This window comes from Corallococcus macrosporus DSM 14697, from assembly GCF_002305895.1.
GTDB classification, from domain to species: Bacteria; Myxococcota; Myxococcia; order Myxococcales; family Myxococcaceae; genus Myxococcus; species Myxococcus macrosporus.
Window position 1 is genome coordinate 1,028,995 of record NZ_CP022203.1, and the last position, 18,328, is coordinate 1,047,322.

General features: G+C 71.0%; 15 protein-coding genes. 7 read left to right on the top strand and 8 right to left on the bottom strand.

All coding sequences use genetic code 11. The features are described from left to right. Positions 1 to 83: 83 nt before the first annotated feature. The 4 genes from MYMAC_RS04425 to dps all read right to left on the bottom strand — a co-directional run bounded on the left by MYMAC_RS04425 (position 84) and on the right by dps (position 3,744). Entirely contained in the window at positions 84 to 1,529 is a 1,446-nt protein-coding gene (locus MYMAC_RS04425; protein ID WP_095961466.1) for a protein adenylyltransferase SelO family protein, read from the bottom strand. A 68-nt stretch (positions 1,530 to 1,597) separates the two neighbouring features. Continuing rightward, complete coding sequence (locus MYMAC_RS04430) at positions 1,598 to 2,227, bottom strand: glutathione S-transferase N-terminal domain-containing protein (protein WP_095957165.1); 630 nt, start codon at positions 2,225 to 2,227, stop codon at positions 1,598 to 1,600. Next, positions 2,224 to 3,066 (bottom strand): SDR family oxidoreductase, encoded by an 843-nt coding sequence (locus MYMAC_RS04435; protein ID WP_095957166.1) that lies wholly within the window; start codon positions 3,064 to 3,066, stop codon positions 2,224 to 2,226. The genes MYMAC_RS04430 and MYMAC_RS04435 overlap by 4 nt, the downstream gene beginning before the upstream one ends. Positions 3,067 to 3,189: 123 nt before the next feature. Next, entirely contained in the window at positions 3,190 to 3,744 is a 555-nt protein-coding gene (gene dps, locus MYMAC_RS04440; protein WP_095961467.1) for a DNA starvation/stationary phase protection protein Dps, read from the bottom strand. Positions 3,745 to 3,840: 96 nt separating this feature from the next. Between dps and MYMAC_RS04445 the strand changes: the two genes are divergently transcribed. Both MYMAC_RS04445 and MYMAC_RS04450 read left to right on the top strand, forming a co-directional pair. After that, positions 3,841 to 4,332, top strand: coding sequence for a DUF4442 domain-containing protein (locus tag MYMAC_RS04445; protein ID WP_013935975.1), 492 nt, complete (start codon positions 3,841 to 3,843; stop codon positions 4,330 to 4,332). Between the two features lie 50 nt (positions 4,333 to 4,382). Beyond that, the gene (locus tag MYMAC_RS04450; RefSeq protein WP_095957167.1) at positions 4,383 to 8,051 is read left to right on the top strand and encodes a serine/threonine-protein kinase; all 3,669 of its coding nucleotides are present in this window, start codon (positions 4,383 to 4,385) and stop codon (positions 8,049 to 8,051) included. Positions 8,052 to 8,078: 27 nt separating this feature from the next. On the opposite strand, the gene MYMAC_RS04455 is transcribed toward MYMAC_RS04450, so the two are convergent. The 3 genes from MYMAC_RS04455 to MYMAC_RS04465 form a co-directional block, all read right to left on the bottom strand. After that, complete coding sequence (locus tag MYMAC_RS04455; RefSeq protein ID WP_095957168.1) at positions 8,079 to 9,008, bottom strand: zinc metalloprotease; 930 nt, start codon at positions 9,006 to 9,008, stop codon at positions 8,079 to 8,081. Between the two features lie 9 nt (positions 9,009 to 9,017). Beyond that, the gene (locus tag MYMAC_RS04460; protein WP_157757445.1) at positions 9,018 to 9,377 is read right to left on the bottom strand and encodes a cupredoxin domain-containing protein; all 360 of its coding nucleotides are present in this window, start codon (positions 9,375 to 9,377) and stop codon (positions 9,018 to 9,020) included. Positions 9,378 to 9,450: 73 nt separating this feature from the next. Then, positions 9,451 to 11,079 carry a sigma 54-interacting transcriptional regulator gene (locus MYMAC_RS04465; protein WP_239989350.1) on the bottom strand — a complete coding sequence of 543 codons (1,629 nt, stop codon included), beginning with the start codon at positions 11,077 to 11,079 and terminating at the stop codon, positions 9,451 to 9,453. 209 nt (positions 11,080 to 11,288) lie between these two features. On the opposite strand from MYMAC_RS04465, the gene MYMAC_RS04470 reads away from it, so the two are divergent. The 5 genes from MYMAC_RS04470 (at position 11,289) to MYMAC_RS04490 (ending at position 17,175) form a co-directional block, all read left to right on the top strand. Beyond that, positions 11,289 to 12,563 (top strand): alpha-xenorhabdolysin family binary toxin subunit A, encoded by a 1,275-nt coding sequence (locus tag MYMAC_RS04470; RefSeq protein ID WP_095957170.1) that lies wholly within the window; start codon positions 11,289 to 11,291, stop codon positions 12,561 to 12,563. 53 nt (positions 12,564 to 12,616) lie between these two features. Next, positions 12,617 to 13,876: an alpha-xenorhabdolysin family binary toxin subunit A gene (locus MYMAC_RS04475; RefSeq protein WP_157757446.1), complete on the top strand. Its 1,260-nt coding sequence runs from the start codon at positions 12,617 to 12,619 to the stop codon at positions 13,874 to 13,876. Between the two features lie 36 nt (positions 13,877 to 13,912). After that, on the top strand, positions 13,913 to 14,932 hold the full coding sequence (locus tag MYMAC_RS04480) for a hypothetical protein (protein ID WP_095957172.1): 1,020 nt from the start codon (positions 13,913 to 13,915) through the stop codon (positions 14,930 to 14,932). A gap of 5 nt (positions 14,933 to 14,937) precedes the next feature. Beyond that, complete coding sequence (locus MYMAC_RS04485) at positions 14,938 to 15,948, top strand: hypothetical protein (RefSeq protein ID WP_204817386.1); 1,011 nt, start codon at positions 14,938 to 14,940, stop codon at positions 15,946 to 15,948. A gap of 150 nt (positions 15,949 to 16,098) precedes the next feature. Next, positions 16,099 to 17,175 (top strand): TonB C-terminal domain-containing protein, encoded by a 1,077-nt coding sequence (locus tag MYMAC_RS04490; RefSeq protein ID WP_239989351.1) that lies wholly within the window; start codon positions 16,099 to 16,101, stop codon positions 17,173 to 17,175. Here MYMAC_RS04490 and MYMAC_RS04495 read toward each other — a convergent pair. Further along, positions 17,169 to 18,323: an esterase/lipase family protein gene (locus MYMAC_RS04495; RefSeq protein WP_239989352.1), complete on the bottom strand. Its 1,155-nt coding sequence runs from the start codon at positions 18,321 to 18,323 to the stop codon at positions 17,169 to 17,171. The two genes, MYMAC_RS04490 and MYMAC_RS04495, sit on opposite strands and share 7 nt — an antisense overlap. Positions 18,324 to 18,328: the final 5 nt, after the last annotated feature.

An 18,328-nucleotide genomic window follows, 5' to 3' on the forward strand; every position in this document is an offset into this window, starting at 1 on the left:
ACAAAGGTTGCGCCGGACGTGTCCTCCGGCAAGCGTGGCCGGGAGGAATCTTCGCCTCTTCAACCTTCGGCGGCGTGGCGGCCTCAGGAGCTGCAGCTCACCGCCAGGTGCCGGCCCCAGACGGGCGGCGCGGCGGCGTAGGGCTCCGCGTCGGGGTGCTCGGCGAACGGGTCCGCCAGCACGCCGAGCAGCCGGTCCACGAGCGAGAAGTCCCCGGCCTCCGCGCGGGAGATGGCCTCCTGCGCCACCCAGTTGCGCAGCACGTACTTGGGGTTCACCCGCGCCATGCGCGCGTGGCGCTCGGCGTCCACGCTGCCCTCGGCGTCCAGCCGCGCCCGGTAGCGCCCGGCCCAGGCGTCGAAGCCCTCGGGGGCGGGGAACATGTCACGCACCGGACGGACGTCCGAGCCCAGCGCGCGGAAGAAGCGCGTGTAGTCCACGCGCGCTTCGGCCAGGCGGGTGAACAAGTCACCCACCAGCTCCCGGTCCTCGTCGCGCGCCTCCCGCAGGCCCAGCTTCGCGCGCATCCGGTCCATGAAGTGCGCGTTGAAGGTGGGCTGGTAGGTGGCCAGCGCCGCGCGGGCCTCGTCCTCCGAGATGAGCGTGAGCAGCGCCTCGCCCAGGCACGCGAGGTTCCACAGGCCGATGCGCGGCTGCTGGTCGAACGCGTAGCGGCCCCGGTCGTCGGAGTGGTTGCAGATGAAGCCCGGCTCGAAGTCATCCAGGAAGCCGAAGGGGCCGTAGTCCAGCGTGAGGCCCAGGATGGACATGTTGTCCGTGTTCATCACCCCGTGCGCGAAGCCCACCGCCTGCCACTGCGCGATGAGCCGCGCCGTGCGCTCCACCACCTCCGTGTAGAAGCGCGCGTGGCGGCCCTCCTGGCCCGCCAGGTGCGGGAAGTGCTCCGCGATGACGTGGTCCGCCAGCGTGGCCACGTGCTCCGGCTGCTCGGTGTAGTGGAAGTACTCGAAGGTGCCGAAGCGCACGTGCGAGGGCGCCAGGCGCACCAGCATCGCGCCCGTCTCCACCGCCTCGCGGTACACCGGCGCCTGGCTGCCGAGGATGCCCAGGCCCCGCGTGGTGGGGATGCCCAGGCCGTGCATGGCCTCGCCGCACAGGTACTCGCGGACGGTGGAGCGCAGCACCGCGCGCCCGTCCCCTCCACGCGAGAAGGGCGTGGGGCCGCCGCCCTTGAGGTGCAGGTCCCACTTCGCTCCGGCGGCGTCGCGGACCTCGCCCAGCAGCAGGGCGCGCCCGTCGCCCAGGCGGGGCACGTACACGCCGAACTGGTGCCCCGCGTACACCATGGCGAAGGGCTCCATCCCCGGCAGGGGCTCTGCGCCGCCCATGGCCGCGACGAACTCCGGCCGCGCCGCTTCCTCGGGCGTCAGGTCCAGGAGCTTCAGGGCGGCGGGATTGACGCTCACCAGCCTCGCGTCCGGGAAGGGGCTGGGGTGGACGCGCGCGCCGAACCCGGCGGGCAGGCGGGCGTAGGTGTTGTCGAAGCGGAGCTGTTCGAGCGTGGCCATGTCGGGGAAGAACACGCGGGGGCGCGGCGGCCATCCAGCCACCGCGCCCCCTGGGAAGCGGCGTGGGACTACTTGTCGAGCTGGGGGACCTTCATGCCGCGCTCCACGGCGGGCCGGCTGCCCACGCGGTGGAGCCACTGCACGACGTTGCTGGAGCCGTGGAACAGCTCGGGGAAGTACGCGCGCGTGCCCGCCACCCACGGGTACAGGGCGATGTCCGCGATGGAGTAGCGGCCGGCGACGTAGTCGCCCGTGCCCAGCTTGCCGTCGAGCACGCCGACGAGCCGCCGGGACTCGGCGTGGTAGCGCTCGATGCCGTAGGGGACCTTCTTGGGGGCGAAGCGGGCGAAGTGGTTGAGCTGGCCGAACATGGGGCCCACGCCGCCCATCTGGAACATCACCCACTGGAGGACCTCCGACCGGCCGCGCGCGTTGGAGGGCAGGAGCTGGCCCGTCTTCTCCGCCAGGTAGATGAGGATGGCGCCGGACTCGATGACGGTGAGCGGGCGGTGGTCCTGCGTCGCGTGGTCGACGATGGCCGGAATCTTGTTGTTGGGGTTGATGGCCAGGAACTCGGGCTTGAACTGGTCGCCCTTGGTGATGTCCACCACGTGCGTCTTGTACTGGAGGCCCAGCTCCTCCAGGGCGATGGACACCTTCTGCCCATTGGGCGTCGCGAACGTGTACAGGTCAATCATGCCTTCACTCCCGTGAGCTGCGCGCTCACCTGCCAGAGCCGCTCCGCGTCCGCGTCATTCCGCGCTGCGGACGACGGCTTCCTCGGACGGCATTTGTAGAAGTACTGCCCGGACACTGACTCCACTTCGGGCGACGACGCCAGGTACACGGACGTCCGCGCTCCCTTCTCCGCCGATATCATGAACGCCGCGCCCAGCTTGACGATGTGGCGGAAGAACCCCTGCGTGTTGTGACCGAAGCCGGTGCGCACCACGCCGGGGTGCAGGGCGTTGGCCGTCACCCGCGTGCCCTCCAGCCGCTTCGCCAGCGCGCGGGTGAACAGGATGTTGGCCAGCTTCGACGTGCCGTACACGCGGAAGCCGATGAAGCTCCGCTCGCTCTGCAGGTCGTCGAAGTCGAGCTTGCCGGCGGCGTGGGCATCGGACGACACGTTGATGATGCGCGCCGGGCCGGTGGCCTTCATCACGTCCAGCAGCAGGTTCGTCAGGAGGAAGGGCGCGAAGTGGTTGGTGGCCATGGTGGCCTCCAGCCCGTCCTCCGTCACCTGCCGCCGGTCGATGATGAGCCCCGCGTTGTTCAGCAGCACGTCCAGCCGCGAGTAGCGCTCACGGAAGGTCTGCGCCAGCGCCCTCACGGACTTCAGGGAGGTGAGGTCGGCGCGGAGCCAGTCCACCTGGGCGTCCGGGGCGGCCTGCTTCACGGCGGCGACGGCGGCCTCGGTGCGGCCCGCGTCCCGGCCCACCAGCACCACCGTGGCGCCCAGGCGCGCGAGCGCCTTGGCGGCCTCCAGGCCGATGCCGCCGGTGGCCCCGGTGATGAGGCACACCTTCCCGTCCATGCGCGTCTGTGAAGTCAAAAAGGCGTCCTCCAGCTCGAGAGGACGCCTTCTATACGCTGGTGCCCGCCCGCGCGCTCGCTCTTGCGCACGCGCGCGGGGGCCTTCCGGTGGTCAACGCTCCATTCAGGCGTTGGAGGGGCTGCGGGCGGCGTCCTGGGCCCGGATGTCCCCCCCGCCGCGGCGGACCCCCGCGCGGGGCTCGCCGTGCAGGTGGCTCTCCAGGAACCACAGGTCCAGCTCGACCTCGCCCAGCGTCTGGGTGAGGAGGTCGGAGGTGACGGGGTCATTCAGCTCGTCGGAGCGGTGGATGCCGCTGCGGATGCTGGCCGCGTAGCGCGCGAAGCGCTCCACCAGGGCCTTGAGGTGGTCGTCGCCGTCCACGGCCTTCAGGTCGTATTCGGGCAGCTCGCTGTTCTTGGCCGCCAGCCGGATGGTGCCCTCGGCGTAGCCGCCCAGCGTGCCCGCGCGCTCGGCGAACTCGTCAGCCTGCTTGCGGACGTGCTTGGCCAGGTCGTCGAACAGCTCATGGCGGCTGTAGAAGTGCCGGCCGCGGATGTTCCAGTGCGCTTGCTTGATTTGCCAATGCAGGTCGATGGAGTCGGCCAACAGGGTGTTGAGCGAGTCGATGAGCTCCTCGCGGGCCTCGGTGGGGAGATTCACATGGCTTGGAAAGTTCATGGTGTCCAAGGTGGGGATTCCTCCCGGGAATGCCAGTCCACCCCTGACGCCTGAGGGGCAGGCGGCCAGCCTCGCGGCCGGTATGATGGGGGGACCATGCTTGCTCTCGACCTCGTGGAACGGCTGCGCCAGGTGTCTCCCAGCGCGGCGAACGCGCTGCTGACCGTGGCGGTGAAGAACATCATCCCCCTGTCGGCGGTGATGGGCATCCGGGTGGAGGACGCGTCGGACGCCCGGGCGCAGGCGTCGGTGCCGCTGAAGCGGCGCACGCGCAACCACGTGAAGAGCGTGTACCTGGGCGTGCAGGTGACGGTGATGGAGCTGACGATGGGCCTGTGGCTCTTCCGCCGCTTTCCGCCGGGCCGCTACCTGGCGCTGGTGAACGAGCTCCAGGTGTCCTTCCACGCCAAGGCCAAGGGCGGCGTGCGGGCCATCTGCGAGCCGTCTCCCGACGTGTTCAACACCCTGGACGCGGCGCTCCAGCAGAAGGGGGACAAGGCCCGCGAATGGATTCCCGTCCGCCTGGAGGACTTCGAGGGCACCCACATCGCGGATGCCCGCTTCCTGGCGGTGATGAAGAAAGCCTGACCGCGGCGGAGTTGTGCGCACCCATCACGGGATGGGTTAATCACAGCCGAATGCGCCCAGAGCATGAAGCGGAGCTGTACATCGCCGTGGCCGAAGGGCTCGTCGACGAGGCGCACGTCTCCGCCCTGCGCGAGGAGGCCTTGCGCCAGCAGCAGAGCCCGTTGTCGCTGTTGGCGCACCGGCGCGCGCTCTCCCAGGAGACGCTCGCCTCGCTCCAGCGAATCGCCGCGGACGTGGCCCGGCGAGGCGACCCCGCACCGGAGGGCGCGGCGACGCTGGAGGGCGTACCCGCCACGGTGGCGCAGGCGCCAGGGGCGCCCGTCTTCCCCGTGCCGGGCTGGGAGCGCTACCAGGGGATACGCTTCCTCGGGCAGGGCGGCATGGGGCAGGTCTTCCTCGCCCGGGATTTGCGCCTGCACCGCGACGTGGCGCTCAAGTTCGTTCGCAGCGACACCGGGACGGACTTCCGCCGCTCGCTCCTGGAGGCCCGGGCGCAGGCCCGGGTCGACCACGAGCGCGTCTGCCAGGTGTACGAGGTGGGCGAGGTGGATGGCCGCCCGTACATCGCCATGCAGTTCATCGATGGCCAGCCGCTCCATCAGGCCGCCGACGCGCTGGGCATCGAGCAGAAGGTGGTGCTGCTCCGGGACGCCGCGGAGGGGGTCCAGGCCGCCCACCGCGCCGGCCTCATCCACCGCGACATCAAGCCCTCCAACATCCTCGTCGAGCGCGCCGAGGACGGGCGCCTCAAGCCCTACGTCATGGACTTCGGGCTGGCGCGGGACTGGCGGGAGCTGGACGCCACCGCCACCGGGGCGATGGCGGGCACCCCGCACTACATGGCGCCGGAGCAGGCGCGCGGCGAGGTGCGCCGGTTGGACCGCCGCGCGGACGTCTACAGCCTCGGCGCCACGCTCTACCACCTGCTGACCGGCCAGTTCCCCATCCCGGGGGACAACGCGCTGGAGGTGCTCAGCCGCATCGCCACCGCGGAGCCGCGCCCGCCCCGTGCCTGGGAGCCGGACATCCCGGTGGACCTCGAGGCCATCGTGCTCAAGTGCCTCGAGAAGGAGCGCTCGGCGCGCTACGACTCGCCGCGCGCGCTCGTGGAGGACCTGGACCGCTTCCTGGCCGGCGAGCCGGTGCGGGCGCGCCCCGCGGGCTGGGCGTACCGGCTGCGGAAGAAGGCACGCAAGCACCGCGTCGTGGTGGGCGTGGCCGGCGCGGCGCTCGTGGCCGTCTCGCTGGCGCTGGGCTGGGCCAGCTACACCTCCAGCCAGTCCTCCCAACGTGAGCAGTGGGTCCGCCGCTTCACGGAGAAGGCCAACCACATCGAGGCCCTCGCCCGCTACTCCGCCCTCTCGCGCCTTCACGACACGCGCGCCGACCGCCAGGAGATTCGGGACGCCATGGCCGCGCTGGAGGCGGAGGTTGGAGAGGCCAGCGCGCTCGCGGTGGGGCCGGGGCACGACGCGCTGGGGCATGGCCTGCTCGCGCTGGGGGAGGACGCGGCCGCCTTGAAGCACCTGGAGGCGGCCTGGGCCAGCGGCTTCCACGCGCCACGCACCGCCTGGGCGATGGCGCTCGTGCTGGGGCACCTGTACCAGGACGGGCTGCGCGAGGCGGAGCGCCTGCGCATCCCCGAGCGGCGGGAGGCGCGCGTGGCCGAGCTGCGCCGCCTCTACCGGGACCCGGCGCTGGAGTACCTGCGTCAGAGCCAGGGCGCGAACGTGTCCTCGCCCGAGTACCTGGCCGCGCTCATCGCCTTCTACGAGGACCGGCTCGATGATGCGCTGGCCCGGCTGGACGCCATGGGCCCGCCCCGCGCCTGGTTCCATGAAGCGCTCCAGCTTCGTGGCGACATCCTCCGGACCCGCGCCAGCCGGCGCTGGAACCAGGGGGACCGGGACGGCGCGCGCGCCGACTTCGACAGCGGGCGCCGCGCGTATGTCACGGCGATTGACGTCGCGCAGAGCGTCCCCCGCCTGCACCTGGCGCTGGCGGAGCTGGAGTTCGACGTGCTGCTGATGGAGCTGTATGGCCAGGGGGACATCCACCCGCCCTTCCAGCGAGGCACGGAGGCGGTGGCGCGCGCGCTCCGCGTCCTGCCGGACTCCGTCGACGCCCGCATCCTGGAGTCGGGCTTCCACCGCCGCCTGGCGGAGGAGCAGGTGTACCTGGGCGCGGACGCCGAGGCGTCGCTGCGCAAGGCCGTTGACGCCGCGCGCGCCGCGCTGAGCCTGGCGCCCACGTCGACGTTGGCCCGGGTGCAGTTGGGCCGCTCCTACTGGGCCTGGGGCCAGTTCCTTCAGCAGCGCAACCAGGACCCGCGCGAGAAGCTGACCCTGGCGAGCGCGGAGTTCGAGCACGTCCCCGCGGAGGAGCGGAACTACGAGCTCTACCTCAACCTGGGCCTCCTCTTCGGCACCTGGGCCGCCTACGAGCAGCAGCAGGGCGAGGACCCGCTGCCGCACCTCGACCAGGCCATGGCCGCGTATGCGGCGGCGACCCGGCTGGACGCGCGGCTGCCCGATGCGTGGATCAACCTGGGCAGCGCGTACCTCAACCGGGCCACCCATCCCAGGAGCCGGGCCCCGGACTCGGACCTGACGCAGGCCCGGGAGGCGCTCGACAAGGCGCGCGCGCTGAACCCCCAGCACGTGGCCTCCTACTTCTTCGGGGCGCAGGTAGAGGAGGCCTCGGCGAAGCGGCGCCGCGCGCGTGGCGAGGACGCCCGGCCCGACCTGGCCCGGGCGCTCGCGCGGTACCAGCAGGGGAGCGTCATCAATCCCCAGCTCCCGCAGCTCCTGAACGGCGCGGGCCTGGTGCTGCTCGAACAGGCGAAGGAGGCCTGGGCGCGGGGCGAGGCGCCGGCCGCGCTGATGGAAGAGGCCCAGGCGGCCCTGGAGCGGGCCATCACCGCGGCCCCGCAGCAGGGCTTCGCGTACCACAACGTCAGCGAGGTGCTGCTCCAGCGCGCGACCTGGCAGCAGCGGCTCGGTGAGTCCCCGGCCGCGAGCCTCCGCGCGGCGATGGCGTCGTCACGCGAGGCCATCGAGCGGCTCTCCGACTTCGCCCAGCCCTGGACCAACCTGGCCCGGGCCCACGTGGTGTCGGCGCGGGCGGCCTTCGCGCGGCGCGAGGACCCGCTGCCGGAGCTCGACGCCGCGTCGCGGGCGCTCGCCCAGGCCCTGTCGCGCAGCGGCGGCAAGGCGGAAGGCTGGCAATGGGAGGGCGAGGTCCGAGCGCTGCGGGCCCGCTGGCAGGCCCAGCGCGGGCGTGGCCGCGGTGAGGAGTTCGCGCAGGCCGCGCGCGCCTTCCAGACGTCCCTGGAGCTGGCGCCAGAGCGGGAGGCGGCGCGGCTGGCGTCCGGCCGGTTTCATCGGGAGTGGGCCCGCTGGCTCCGGGCACGCGGTGAGCCCGCGGAAGCCGCCGTGGCGCGGGGCCTCGAGGACGTGGAGGCCGCGCTGGCGCAGCGGCCTGGATGGCCGGAGGCGCGCCTCCTCCAGGGCCAGTTGCTCCTGCTGCGCGCTGACGTCACGGTTCCCCCCGAGGCGCAGGTGGCCTTGCGCCGTCAGGGACGGGACGCCATCTCCGGCGCCATCGCGGCGAACCCCCACCTTCAGCGCGAGGGCGCGCAGGCGCAGCCGCCCGCCCTCGCGCCGAACCCCAGGCGTGGCGACGCGGACCGCCCGCTGAAGACGCCGCGCCCGCCGTGAGGCAGGCGCGCCCCCTTCGGCTCGCGGCTACTGCGCCAGGTCCGGGCGGTAGGTGGCCAGGGTGCAGCGCATGCGCTGCACCTGCTCCGCGCTGAAGCCCGTCATGCAGGCGTCGTCCGTCAGCTCCATGTAGTTCTGGATGGGGACCGGCACGCCGCCGCAGCTCGTGATGCCCGCGGTGCACCCCTTGTGGGAGGTGGCGTTGGGCGGGGTGTCGCAGATGCGGTCTCCGGTGGTGTAGCAGGCCGGCGCGGCGGCCGTGCCGCACCCCGAGTAGTACGTGTGGAACAGGCCCAGGTAGTGGCCCACCTCGTGCGTGACGGTCCGCCCGTTGTGGTACGGCGGGACGGGCCCCACCCGGCCGAAGGTCAGCCAATTGATGACCACCCGGTCCCGCGGCTGACCCACGGCGCCCGTGGGGTCCGCGGGGAGGAAGGGCACGTACCCTCGCGAGCCGCCGACGCTGTTGGTGTAGATGTTCACATAGCGCGTCGGGTCCCAGGCGGTGCTGAGCCAGTAGCTGCCCGTGTCCTGGTACCAGGTCGTGTCGCAGTAGCGCTGGATGCCCGTCGTCGGATTGCCCGAGGGGTCCACGGTGGCGAGGAAGAACTCGAGCTTGCTATCCACCCCACCTCCCCCCGGAGTGCCGGCCAGCGCGCGGAAGTCCTCGTTGAGGACCGCGAGCTGGCTGTGGACCAGCGCGTCCGAGACGTTGCCATTCGCGCACGCATTGTCCGCGATGACATGGACCACCACCGGGATGCGCAGCACCGTCGTGGGCAGCCACTGAGGGCCGGGGACGGTCGAGTCCAGGGAGCAGTCCGAGGCGGAGGGGGAGAACTTCGCCACCCAGGAAGGCGCGGGCTCCGGCGAGGCACAGCCGTTGGCGTCGACGGGGTGGGACGCTCCGGACAGGAGGGCCAGGGCCTGACCGACAACCAGGTAAGGGATTGGCATTGGTACTTTCTAGCAGGTCTGGGTTCCCCGGTTGACGGTGATGGTCCCGTTCATGGGTTCCAGGCTGTCGCGCGAGTTCTTGAGCAGGAGGGTGTATGTCGTTCGCTCCGCGGACTGGGAGACGGTCAACGTCCGGCTCTGGTGCGTGTCTCCATTCGGGATGAGGAAGTCATCCGAACCAAAGAGCGAGTGGTCCGGAAGGCCGTCCTTCAGGACATGCAAGTGCTGATTCAGCTCGGTGCTCCCGAGAAACTCCACCGTGTCGCCCGGGCTGACCGTCAGCGACTTGGGATGGAACCCGGTTCGGGTGCACTTGATGTGGTGGTGGGGGTGGGACTCCGTCCCAGGGGGCGTCTGTCGGGCAATCATGGGCCTCTGCCTTTGCGTGTCGTGGACCACTTTCATGCCAGACATAGCAACGCGTGTGCCACGGTTTGGGAGGTCAGCGTTCGTTCCCCCCCAGGCCCAGCTCCTTCACGCGGCGCGCGAGCGCCTTGCGTGAGACCTGGAGTCGCCGTGTCATGGCGTCCAGGTCCCCCTGACATTCGTGATGGGCGCGGGCGATTTCCGCTTCACTCAACCTGCCCGCGGTGCGGATGTTCGGGTGACGTTGAATCAAGTCATAGAGGGAGGCCCGCGCGATGCCCAGCCGGTCGGCGGTGGGGTTCAGGTCCCAGGCGCACTCCCGGAGCGCCGCGACCAGCTCGGCCTCGGTGATGTCGGAGGCCTTGCGGCGCTTCACCTCCGGGGCGGCGGGCGCCGCGGGGGGAGGGGAGGGCGGACCTGGGCTCGCGGCGGACGGCGCGGACAGCTCCCGTTCGAGCTCCGCGTCGAGCCGCAGGCTGGGCTGGTCCCGGTTGTCGATGACGAGCCGCCGCGTCACGTTGCGCAACTGCCGGATGTTGCCCGGCCACGCGTAGCGCACCAGCCTCGAGGCCAGCCCCACCGGCAGCCAGGGCTCGGCGGAGGCGTCCCCCGCGTGGAGGCGGCTCGCCGCGCCCAGCGCGCGCAGCTCCTGCTGGGCGAAGTGGTGGAAGAGCAGCCCGATGTCCTCCCGGCGCTCCCGCAGGGGCGGGACGCGAATCACATACCCGGCGAGCCGGTGCAGCAGCGGCGCCTTGAACCGCCCCTCGTCGATTTGCGCCTCCAACCGCGCGTCCGTGGCCGCGAGCAGCCGGACGTCCACCTTCACCGGCCCATGGGCCCCCACCGGGAAGAACTCGCCCGTCTCCAGGACGCGCAGGAGCATCACCTGCACCTCGGGGGGCGCCTCGCCCACCTCGTCCAGGAACAGCGTCCCGCCGTCCGCGGCCAGGAAGACGCCTTTCTGGTCCCGCACGGCGCCGGTGAAGGCCCCCTTGCGCGCGCCGAACAGCTCCGCCGCCGCCAGCTCCTTGGGAATGGCGCCCAGGTTCAGGCTGAGGAAGGGCCGCTGCCGCCGGGCGCTGTGCTCGTGGACGGCCCGGGCAATCAATTCCTTGCCCGCCCCCGTCTCGCCCCGGATGAGCACCGGGACGACGAGGTCCGCCACCTGCGCGATGCGCTGGCGCACGCGCTGGAGGCCCAGGCTCGTCCCCACCATGTCGAGCGCGGCCAGCGAGCCCTCGAGGCCCGGCTCCGCCAGGTGCAGCACCAGGCCCACGCGTCCGCCCAGCTCCAACGTGACACCGTCGGTGACTTCCTCGGCGCTGAGCTCCCGGACGCCCTGGAGCGGCGCGCCCGCGACGATGACCTGACTGCCCTCGCCAGGGTCCAACAGGATGCGCCCCTCCGGCCCTGGGATGAACCGCAGCGGCTTGCGGCTCAGGAAGGGGTCCGCCAGCGGCCCGCCAAGCTGTTCTCCCGGCGGCGTGAAGTCCGGGGCATTGCGGGACAGGGCCACCTCCCGTCCGTCCGCCAGCGCTTCCAGCAGGCAGCGCTCGCCCACCCGGTAGGGCCTGGGGTGCGCGAACAGGGTCAGCGCCGGGACGTGTTCGGCGCGTCGCTCCGGCCCGCGCCGGACGGGGCTGTCCGCGGTGGTGACATCCGCTGACGCCTTCGCTCGCATCACGCCCGGGGCCTTCGTGTGCATACCGGGCTCACTCTACGCCCGATATGTCGGCGACACCCGCCGATATGTCGGTGGCCCTCCGAAGCCTCACGCGCCGCGAGGTCCTCGCTGGGGCGACGGGCTGGAGATGTCTGGCATGTCATGTGCTCAAGCCTGGCGGCGCGGCGCGCTGGCTGCTGTCCGGGCGCCGTCCACCCACGCACTCCCGTGACAGCACTCAAGGAACGGCCATGACTCTCTTCGTCCCCTCCGCCGCGCTCGTGAAGGCGGGCCCCTGTCAGGAAGCCCAGCGCTTCGTCCTGGCCTCGAGCGAGTGGTTGGAATTGCAGACCCATGTCCAGGCGGTGCTGGCGCTGCCCTCCGATGTCAGCGAATACGAGACGCGTTACGGCGATGCCTCGTCGGGCTCGGCGATGAAGGAGGTCTTCGACGCCATGTACCGGCTGCGCGAGACGGCCTCGCGCTATGGCAGCCCGAAGCAGTTGCGGGCCAGCCTGGTGGAGAACCCCCACTTCCTCGTCAGCGCGACGCGGCCCAGGAACGATGCGTTCTCCGCCACCGTCTGGACCCTGCAGCGCGCCCAGCAGAACGCGAGCGAGCTGGCCAAGACGCTCAAGCTCATCCCCACCATCGCTCGCGGCGAGGCGCCGGCGGAGGCGGTCTCCGGCATCAAGAGCCTGTTCCTCGGGCAGGGGCAGGTGGTCGACAAGATGCACCAGACCGTCAAGCGGCTCAACGAGCTGATTGGCGAGTTCGAGCAGATTGAGCGTGAGCTCGACGAGGCGCAGACGCAGATGCGCATCTACACCGACCGCTCGTCCAAGACTCGTGTCAACCTGGACCAGGAGATTGGCGCGCTGAAGCTCAACATCGCCAAGCTCGAGCAGTCGCGCGACGCGGCGTACAACAAGTGGCGGGACCTGACCATCTCCGCCTGCATCGTGCCGGCGGGCATCGGCATCATCGGCATCGTGGCCATGGTGGTGCTGGCCGTGCCGACGGGGGGCGCCTCCTTCGCGGTGGGAACCGCCGTGACGGGCGGCGCGGTGGCTGCGTCCGCGGCGGCGCTGGGCGCGGCGGCTGGCGTCGCGCGCTCCGACTACGAAGACCTGGTCAGCAAGGTGGAGCAGCAGAACGCGTTCATGGGCAAGCGGGTGGCCTACCGCACCGACCTGGGCGCGCTCGACGACCTCATGCGCTTCTCGCTGCCCGCTTCCAGCGGGGTGATTGACCAGCTCGGCGCCGTCCGGGATGCCTGGACGGGCTCCATTCGGGAGCTCACCGCCCGGGTCAACGACCTCAGCACGGGCAACCTGAGCACCAGCCCGTGGCTCCGGGAACAGGAGATGAACGCCGCGAGCGGCCACTGGAACACGCTTGATGCCTCGCTCCGGGGCTTCCTCTCGGGCTCGCTCATCGACGCGGACCTGCTCGCGTTCGGTGACGCCCTGCCGCAGGACGACGCCGGCTGGCTGGAGCGCTTCACGGCGTCGCGCGCGGCCTGAGGGCCGCTCCAACAACCTCTCCGCCGTTCATCCACATCCACAGGAGGAAGACCATGGGTAGCAGCTCGACGAATGAAGTGCCTTCCATTGCCGCCGGTGCGGGGCTGACGACCCCGGCCAATCCCAACTCCGGGCAGAAGACGCAGTTCGCCCTGTTCAGCGACAGCTGGCTGGAGCTGCAGGCCTATGTCGGCGCCGCCTCCGACATGCCCCTCACGCAGGGGGACTTCGAGCAGAAGTACGGCAAGGTCGGCAGCTCGAAGACCATCACCGACTGCATCGGCGCGATGAAGAACGTGAAGGAGGCCTCGGCCGAGTTCGGCGACCCCAAGGCACTGCGCGCGGCGCTCATCGCCAACCCCAACCTGCTGGCCACGAAGGAGCCGCCCAGGGAAATCTATACCCATACGGTGTGGCTGGGGCAGCGGGTGAATGAGACGGCCGGCAGGTTGGTCAGCGGCTACACCAGCGTGCTGAGCGAGCTGAGCGGCCTTCCTCCGCAGGAGCAGGTCGCCAACCTCAAGGCCTACCTGTTCGACCAGACCCTGGGGCCGATTCCGCTGTCCAAGCAGATGTCGGACGACGTCGGCACGCTCATCCGGAAGCTCGGCGTCTTCGAGCAGAAGATGAATGAGTACAACGAGAAGCTGCAGGCCTTCACCCGGGGCTCGTCGGCGATGATGGCGGAGCTCAACACCACGCTCGGCGCCCTGTCGCAGAAGATCGCCGACCTGGAGCGCTCTCGTGACGCGGCCTACAAGGCCTGGCGTGACTTCACCATCGCGGCGGTGACGACCTCGGTGGGCTGCATGTTGATTGGCGGGCTGCTCGCGCCATTCACCGGAGGCGCCTCGTTGCTGGTGGGCGGCGTGGCGGCCATCGCCACCGGCGTGGGGCTGGGCGTCAAGGCCGCGCAGTGCCGGGCGGAGTACAACGAGTACTGCAAGCTCGTCGCCTCGGAAGAGGAGGAGCGGAAGAAGAAGCAGCGGCTGCGCTCCGACCTGGGCGACTTCAATACCCAGATGCAGCGGGTGGGCCCGGCGATGGGGTCGTTCCTCAAGAACCTGCAGACCATCCAGGGCGCCTGGGTGCAGATGAACTCGGACATGCTGGCCATCTCCAACAGCATCACCCCGGGCAACGTCGGCTCGGTGCCCTTCCTGGTCAAGGCCAAGGCCCAGCTCGCGGTCGACTCGTGGCAGGCGGTGGGAGACAGCGCCAGGCAGTTCACCGTGGGGTCGCTGGTTGACTACACCAGCCTGGCCTTCGGCGACGTCATGCCGGAGAACGCGCCCGCGCGCGAAGCCGCCTGAGCATCCGCCACCTCGCCGCGAATGAGAGGAATCACCATGGACCGAAGCGCGGGATTCAACCTGGCGGTGCCCCATGCGGCCCTGATGAAGGGCGGCGCCAGTGACAGGCTGGTTTTCGAGACCCGGGCCTGGGCGCACCTCACGTCCTATCTGGGGCAGCTCGAAAGCCTGCCGTCCCCCTTCGTCACTGGGGCGGCGGAGTGGCAACGCGCGCTGGAGGCGGTGCGAGCCGAGGCACGGCGCTTCGGCTCGCCCGCCCAGGCGCGCCAGTGGGGGCGCGCGCGTCCAGACGCGCTCATGGACGAGACGCCTCCGCCCACCTTCTATGGCGGGCTCACCTGGTGGCTGGCGCGCGTCCAGGCGGCGGCCACCACCGTGACGGCGCTGCAAGGCCCGTTGAGCCAGGGCCGCTCGGCGGACGAGGCGCGCCAAGTGCTGCGACAGCTGGGCAGTCTGGCGGAGCGCACCCGCGGGCAGATGGTGCCCCTGCTCGATGCGGTGAAGGCAGCCAAGCCCGCCATGCTCGACGCCCATCGGGAGCTGGAGCGCGCCTGTGGCGACGCCGCCTTGGCGTTGCAGCGCTTGCAGGAGCAGTGCGGGGGCCTTCAGGCGCGCGTCGAGGAGCTGGCACGGCAGAGCGCGAAGCTCGGCGTCTTCCGTGGCAACAAGAAGCAGCAGCTCCTTCACGAGTCGCAGCAGGCGCAGGCGGAGCTGACCACCCGGCAGGCGGAAGCCGAGCGCCTGCGGGAACAGCTCGGCGCCATCGAGGCCATCCTCCGCGAGGGGGCCTGGCTCAAGGCCGCCATGGATGACCTCACGGAGTTCCTGGAGACGTCGAGGGCGGCCTGGTCCCGCTTCGGCTCCGGGCTCCAGCAACTGGCCGTTGACGCCGCGCAGGACCAACTGACCGACAAGGCCTGGATGGCCAAGGCCCTGGAGCTGCCCGACGCCGCGGCGCAGTGGGAGTCGCTGGGCCGCGCCGCCAGGGCGTTTTCGCTCACCGCCTTGAGCGACGACGCTTCCCAGCACCTCACGCGGATGGAGGACGCCCGATGAATGGCTTGAAGACGCGGAGCCGAATCCCATTCGCCTCGGGTCTCATCGCGAGCGTGATGCTGGCTTGCGGTCTTCTGCCGAGGGCGGCCGCCGCGCAGAGCTCCCGCGCTGACTTGCAGGAGGCCGTCGCGCAGCTCGCCCTGTTCCAGGAGGAAGTGCGCAACCTGCGCGCGGTGATTCAGAAGCCGTTGGGACCCTACACCGTGTCGAGCACGTGTAGCTGGTGCAGCAGTGAGTTCCTGGGCATCTGCTTCGAGCGGACAACGCAGCGGTGGGAGCACCGTGTTGATTTCAGCGGTCCTCGCGGGCAGTTGGACCACGTGGTGGCCCAGGCGGAGCAGGGCGCCCGGTCGCTGGCGGGGGCCTATGCGCCCACGCAGGCATGGATTGACGGACTGCCCGCCTTCAGCGCGGAGTTCGCCGCCACCGCGGACCGGGTGCTGGCGGTCCAGCAAGCCATCAAGCAGGGCCAGGGGCCAACCGACGCGCAACGGCAAGAAGTCAAACAGGCCTTGCAAAAGCTGTCAGACGGTTTGACCCGGAGCGCGGAGCAACTTCAGGCGGGCACCCGGGCGCTGAGCGTGTCGCTCCAGCAGCAGAGCACCTACCGCGACACAATCCAGCAGGCCATCGCGGGGACGGATGCGTCGGTCGAGGCGGCCATCGCGAAGTTGAACCAGGCGGCCAGCGTACAACGCTGTCAGGACGGGGTGTTCGCGCAGTTCCTCCGCATGCGGTTCGATTTCACGCGGTCGACGCAGGAAATCAAGGCGGCCTTCCAGCGAATGGAGGCGAGCAGCCGGTCGGCTGAGCAGGGTTTGGCGAAGCTGCTGGGCACGGTCATCAACTCCGGGACGGACCTGAAGTCCGTTCTCGACCTGGTGCAGGCGGCCCGCGACGACCAGCTCGGCGGTTTCCTGGAGCAGTTGCACCTGTCCGCCGCCAGGCAACTGTGGGAGTCGCTGGCCGCGGCCCACGCCCAGGCCAGGGCCAGGACCCCCACGGCGGTCCGGTAGTCCTGGGCCCGCGCTCCGCGTAGGGGCCCCTGGAGGTGGGGAGCTGGCGGGCAGGTGTCACTTCCGCCCGCTGGCCCTCGGGGTTGCTTCACTGTGGTGGCGCGCCGAGGCAAGCTGTCCTCCGTGTCGCGGCGCGCCCAACTGTTTCTCATGCTCCTGGTGTCGGGGCTCCTGCACGCGGCGCTCTTCGCGGCGCTGTCGGGCAGCGGGCCCGAGGCGCGCCCGCGCCGCCGCGTGTCGCCAGGGGCGGTGGAGATGGAGGTCGTCTACCAGGACGCGCCGCCGCCTCCCGAGCCGCCAGCGCCGGAGTCCGTCCCGCCGCCCTCCAACGCGGCGCCGCGGACTTCGTCGAAGCAGGCGGCGCCCCCGCGCCACGCGGAGCGTCCGCGTCCCGCGCCGGAGCCCCTGGATACGCCCGAGCGGCTCGAGTCACCGCCACCGGGTGGCACTCCCCCGGGCACGTCTCCGCCAGCCCTGGCTCAAGACCTCCCGCGAGACGTCCCTCCACCCCAGTCGCGCCTCAACCTGGAGCCGCGGGGCTTGCTGGGCGGCGGCCCGCTGCGGAGCGGTCCCCCTTCAACGGGGCGGACACTCCGTCCCGGCGAAGGCCCCGACCCGAAGGCCCTGGCGGCCCAGCAGGCGGAGGAGGCCCGCGAGCGGGTGGACGGCTGGGCCCAGGACGCCGCCGCCACGGCGCGCGCGTCGAGCGGCGCCACGCATCCCTACTTCGCGAAGCTGCGGGAGGGCTTCGCGAAGCAACTGGTGAACCCGCCTCCACCGGACCTGAAGGTGCTGGGCGCGCGGATGAAGCGCGAGCAGGTGGATGCCATTGCCCGCTTTGGAAAGACAGGCAGCCCCATCATCTCCGAGCCGCGGGACCACCGGCTGGAGCAGCGCAACCGCATGCAGGCGGCCGTCGAGGCCGGGCGCGCGGCCAACATGTACATGGTGGACGTCACCACGCCGGTGCTCGCGCTCAAGGCCATCGTCGAGGTCTGGCAGGCGCGGGACGGGAAGCTGCTCGACCTCAAGGTGCTCGAGGGCTCCGGCGACCCGAGGTTCGACACCTGGGCGGTGTCCCAGCTCCGCGACGCGCTGGCCAGCGCCGAGGCGCCCGCGCCCGGAGGGGGCCTGGGCATCCGGGATGACGGGATGCGCAGCCGATGGCGGCTGGAGGAATACCTGGGCAATCCGCGCGTGCAGATTCACCTGATTGGCGTCTACTGACGGACGCCAGACTGCTGCTCATCCTCCAGCAGGAAGTCGACGATGCTCTTCCACGTCGCCTCGAACTGGGGCCTGCGGAAGCCGGAGCCGGAGATGAGCCAGTCCACGTGCGGCGGCTGGTGCGCGGGCTGGTCGAAGTGGCCAATCGCGTCCAGGTGGTCCGCGCGCACCGCGGCCAGCACCCGGCCGTGCACCTGCGAGCGCGTGGGGACGATGCCGTCACACGCGGTGGGCCCCGGCATCGCGCCATAGGCCTGCACCAACGCCGCCGTCTGCGCGGGCGTGTGCAGCGGCAGCGCGGTGAGCGGCATCCGCTGCGTCTGCCCGTACGTCAGCGCGTAGATGGTGTGCGTGAGCTGCGCGTAGGGGTCCAGGCCCGCCGCCATGCGCGTGCGCAGCGACGGCGGCCGCGCCTGCGTCACCACCGAGCCGTACCGCACGCCGGGCCTGTCCAGCGTGCTGGCGTTGAACAGGTCGATGCCCTCCGGCGTGAGCTGCGGAATCAGCGAGGTGTCGTTGCCCACGTCGCTCAGGAACTTCGACACCGCGTCACGGCGCTCCGAGGAGAAGTCCCCCAAGAGCTGGTCATAGAGCTGGTCCAGCAGCGTGGGCTTCCACCCGAGCTGGGCATCCGCCCGCGCCAGCAGGTGTCCGAAGCGGAACACCACGCGCAGCGGCAGCCGGCCGAAGCGCAGCACGTACACCGTGAAGAGCGACAGCAGCTTGAGGATGCGCTGGCCGAACAGGCCCATGAAGAAGGTGGCCAGCGGCGTGCCCGCATGCGGCGTGGAGACGGACGTCACCGTGCGCACGCGCCTGGCGAAGGGCTCCAGGTCCAGGCCCTCCGCCACCTGCGCGCCGGGGCTGACGAACAGCCGCGAGTCCAGCCCCCCCGTCGAATGGCCGATGAGGTGGATGGGGCCGTCATCTCCGGCGGCCGTCTCCTGCACGGCCTTGAGCAGGTCCGCGGTGCGCGTGCGGATGGAGGCCGTGGGGTGGGAGAGCACGATGATGACCTCCGACTCCACCTGTCTTCGGGCCAGCTCCGCCTTCAGGTAGTCCAGGGCGTGGCCGAAGTAGATGAGCTCGCCCAGGTTGATGAAGCCGAAAAACCCGGGGACGAGGTAGACGCGATGCTTGCCGGACATTGCCC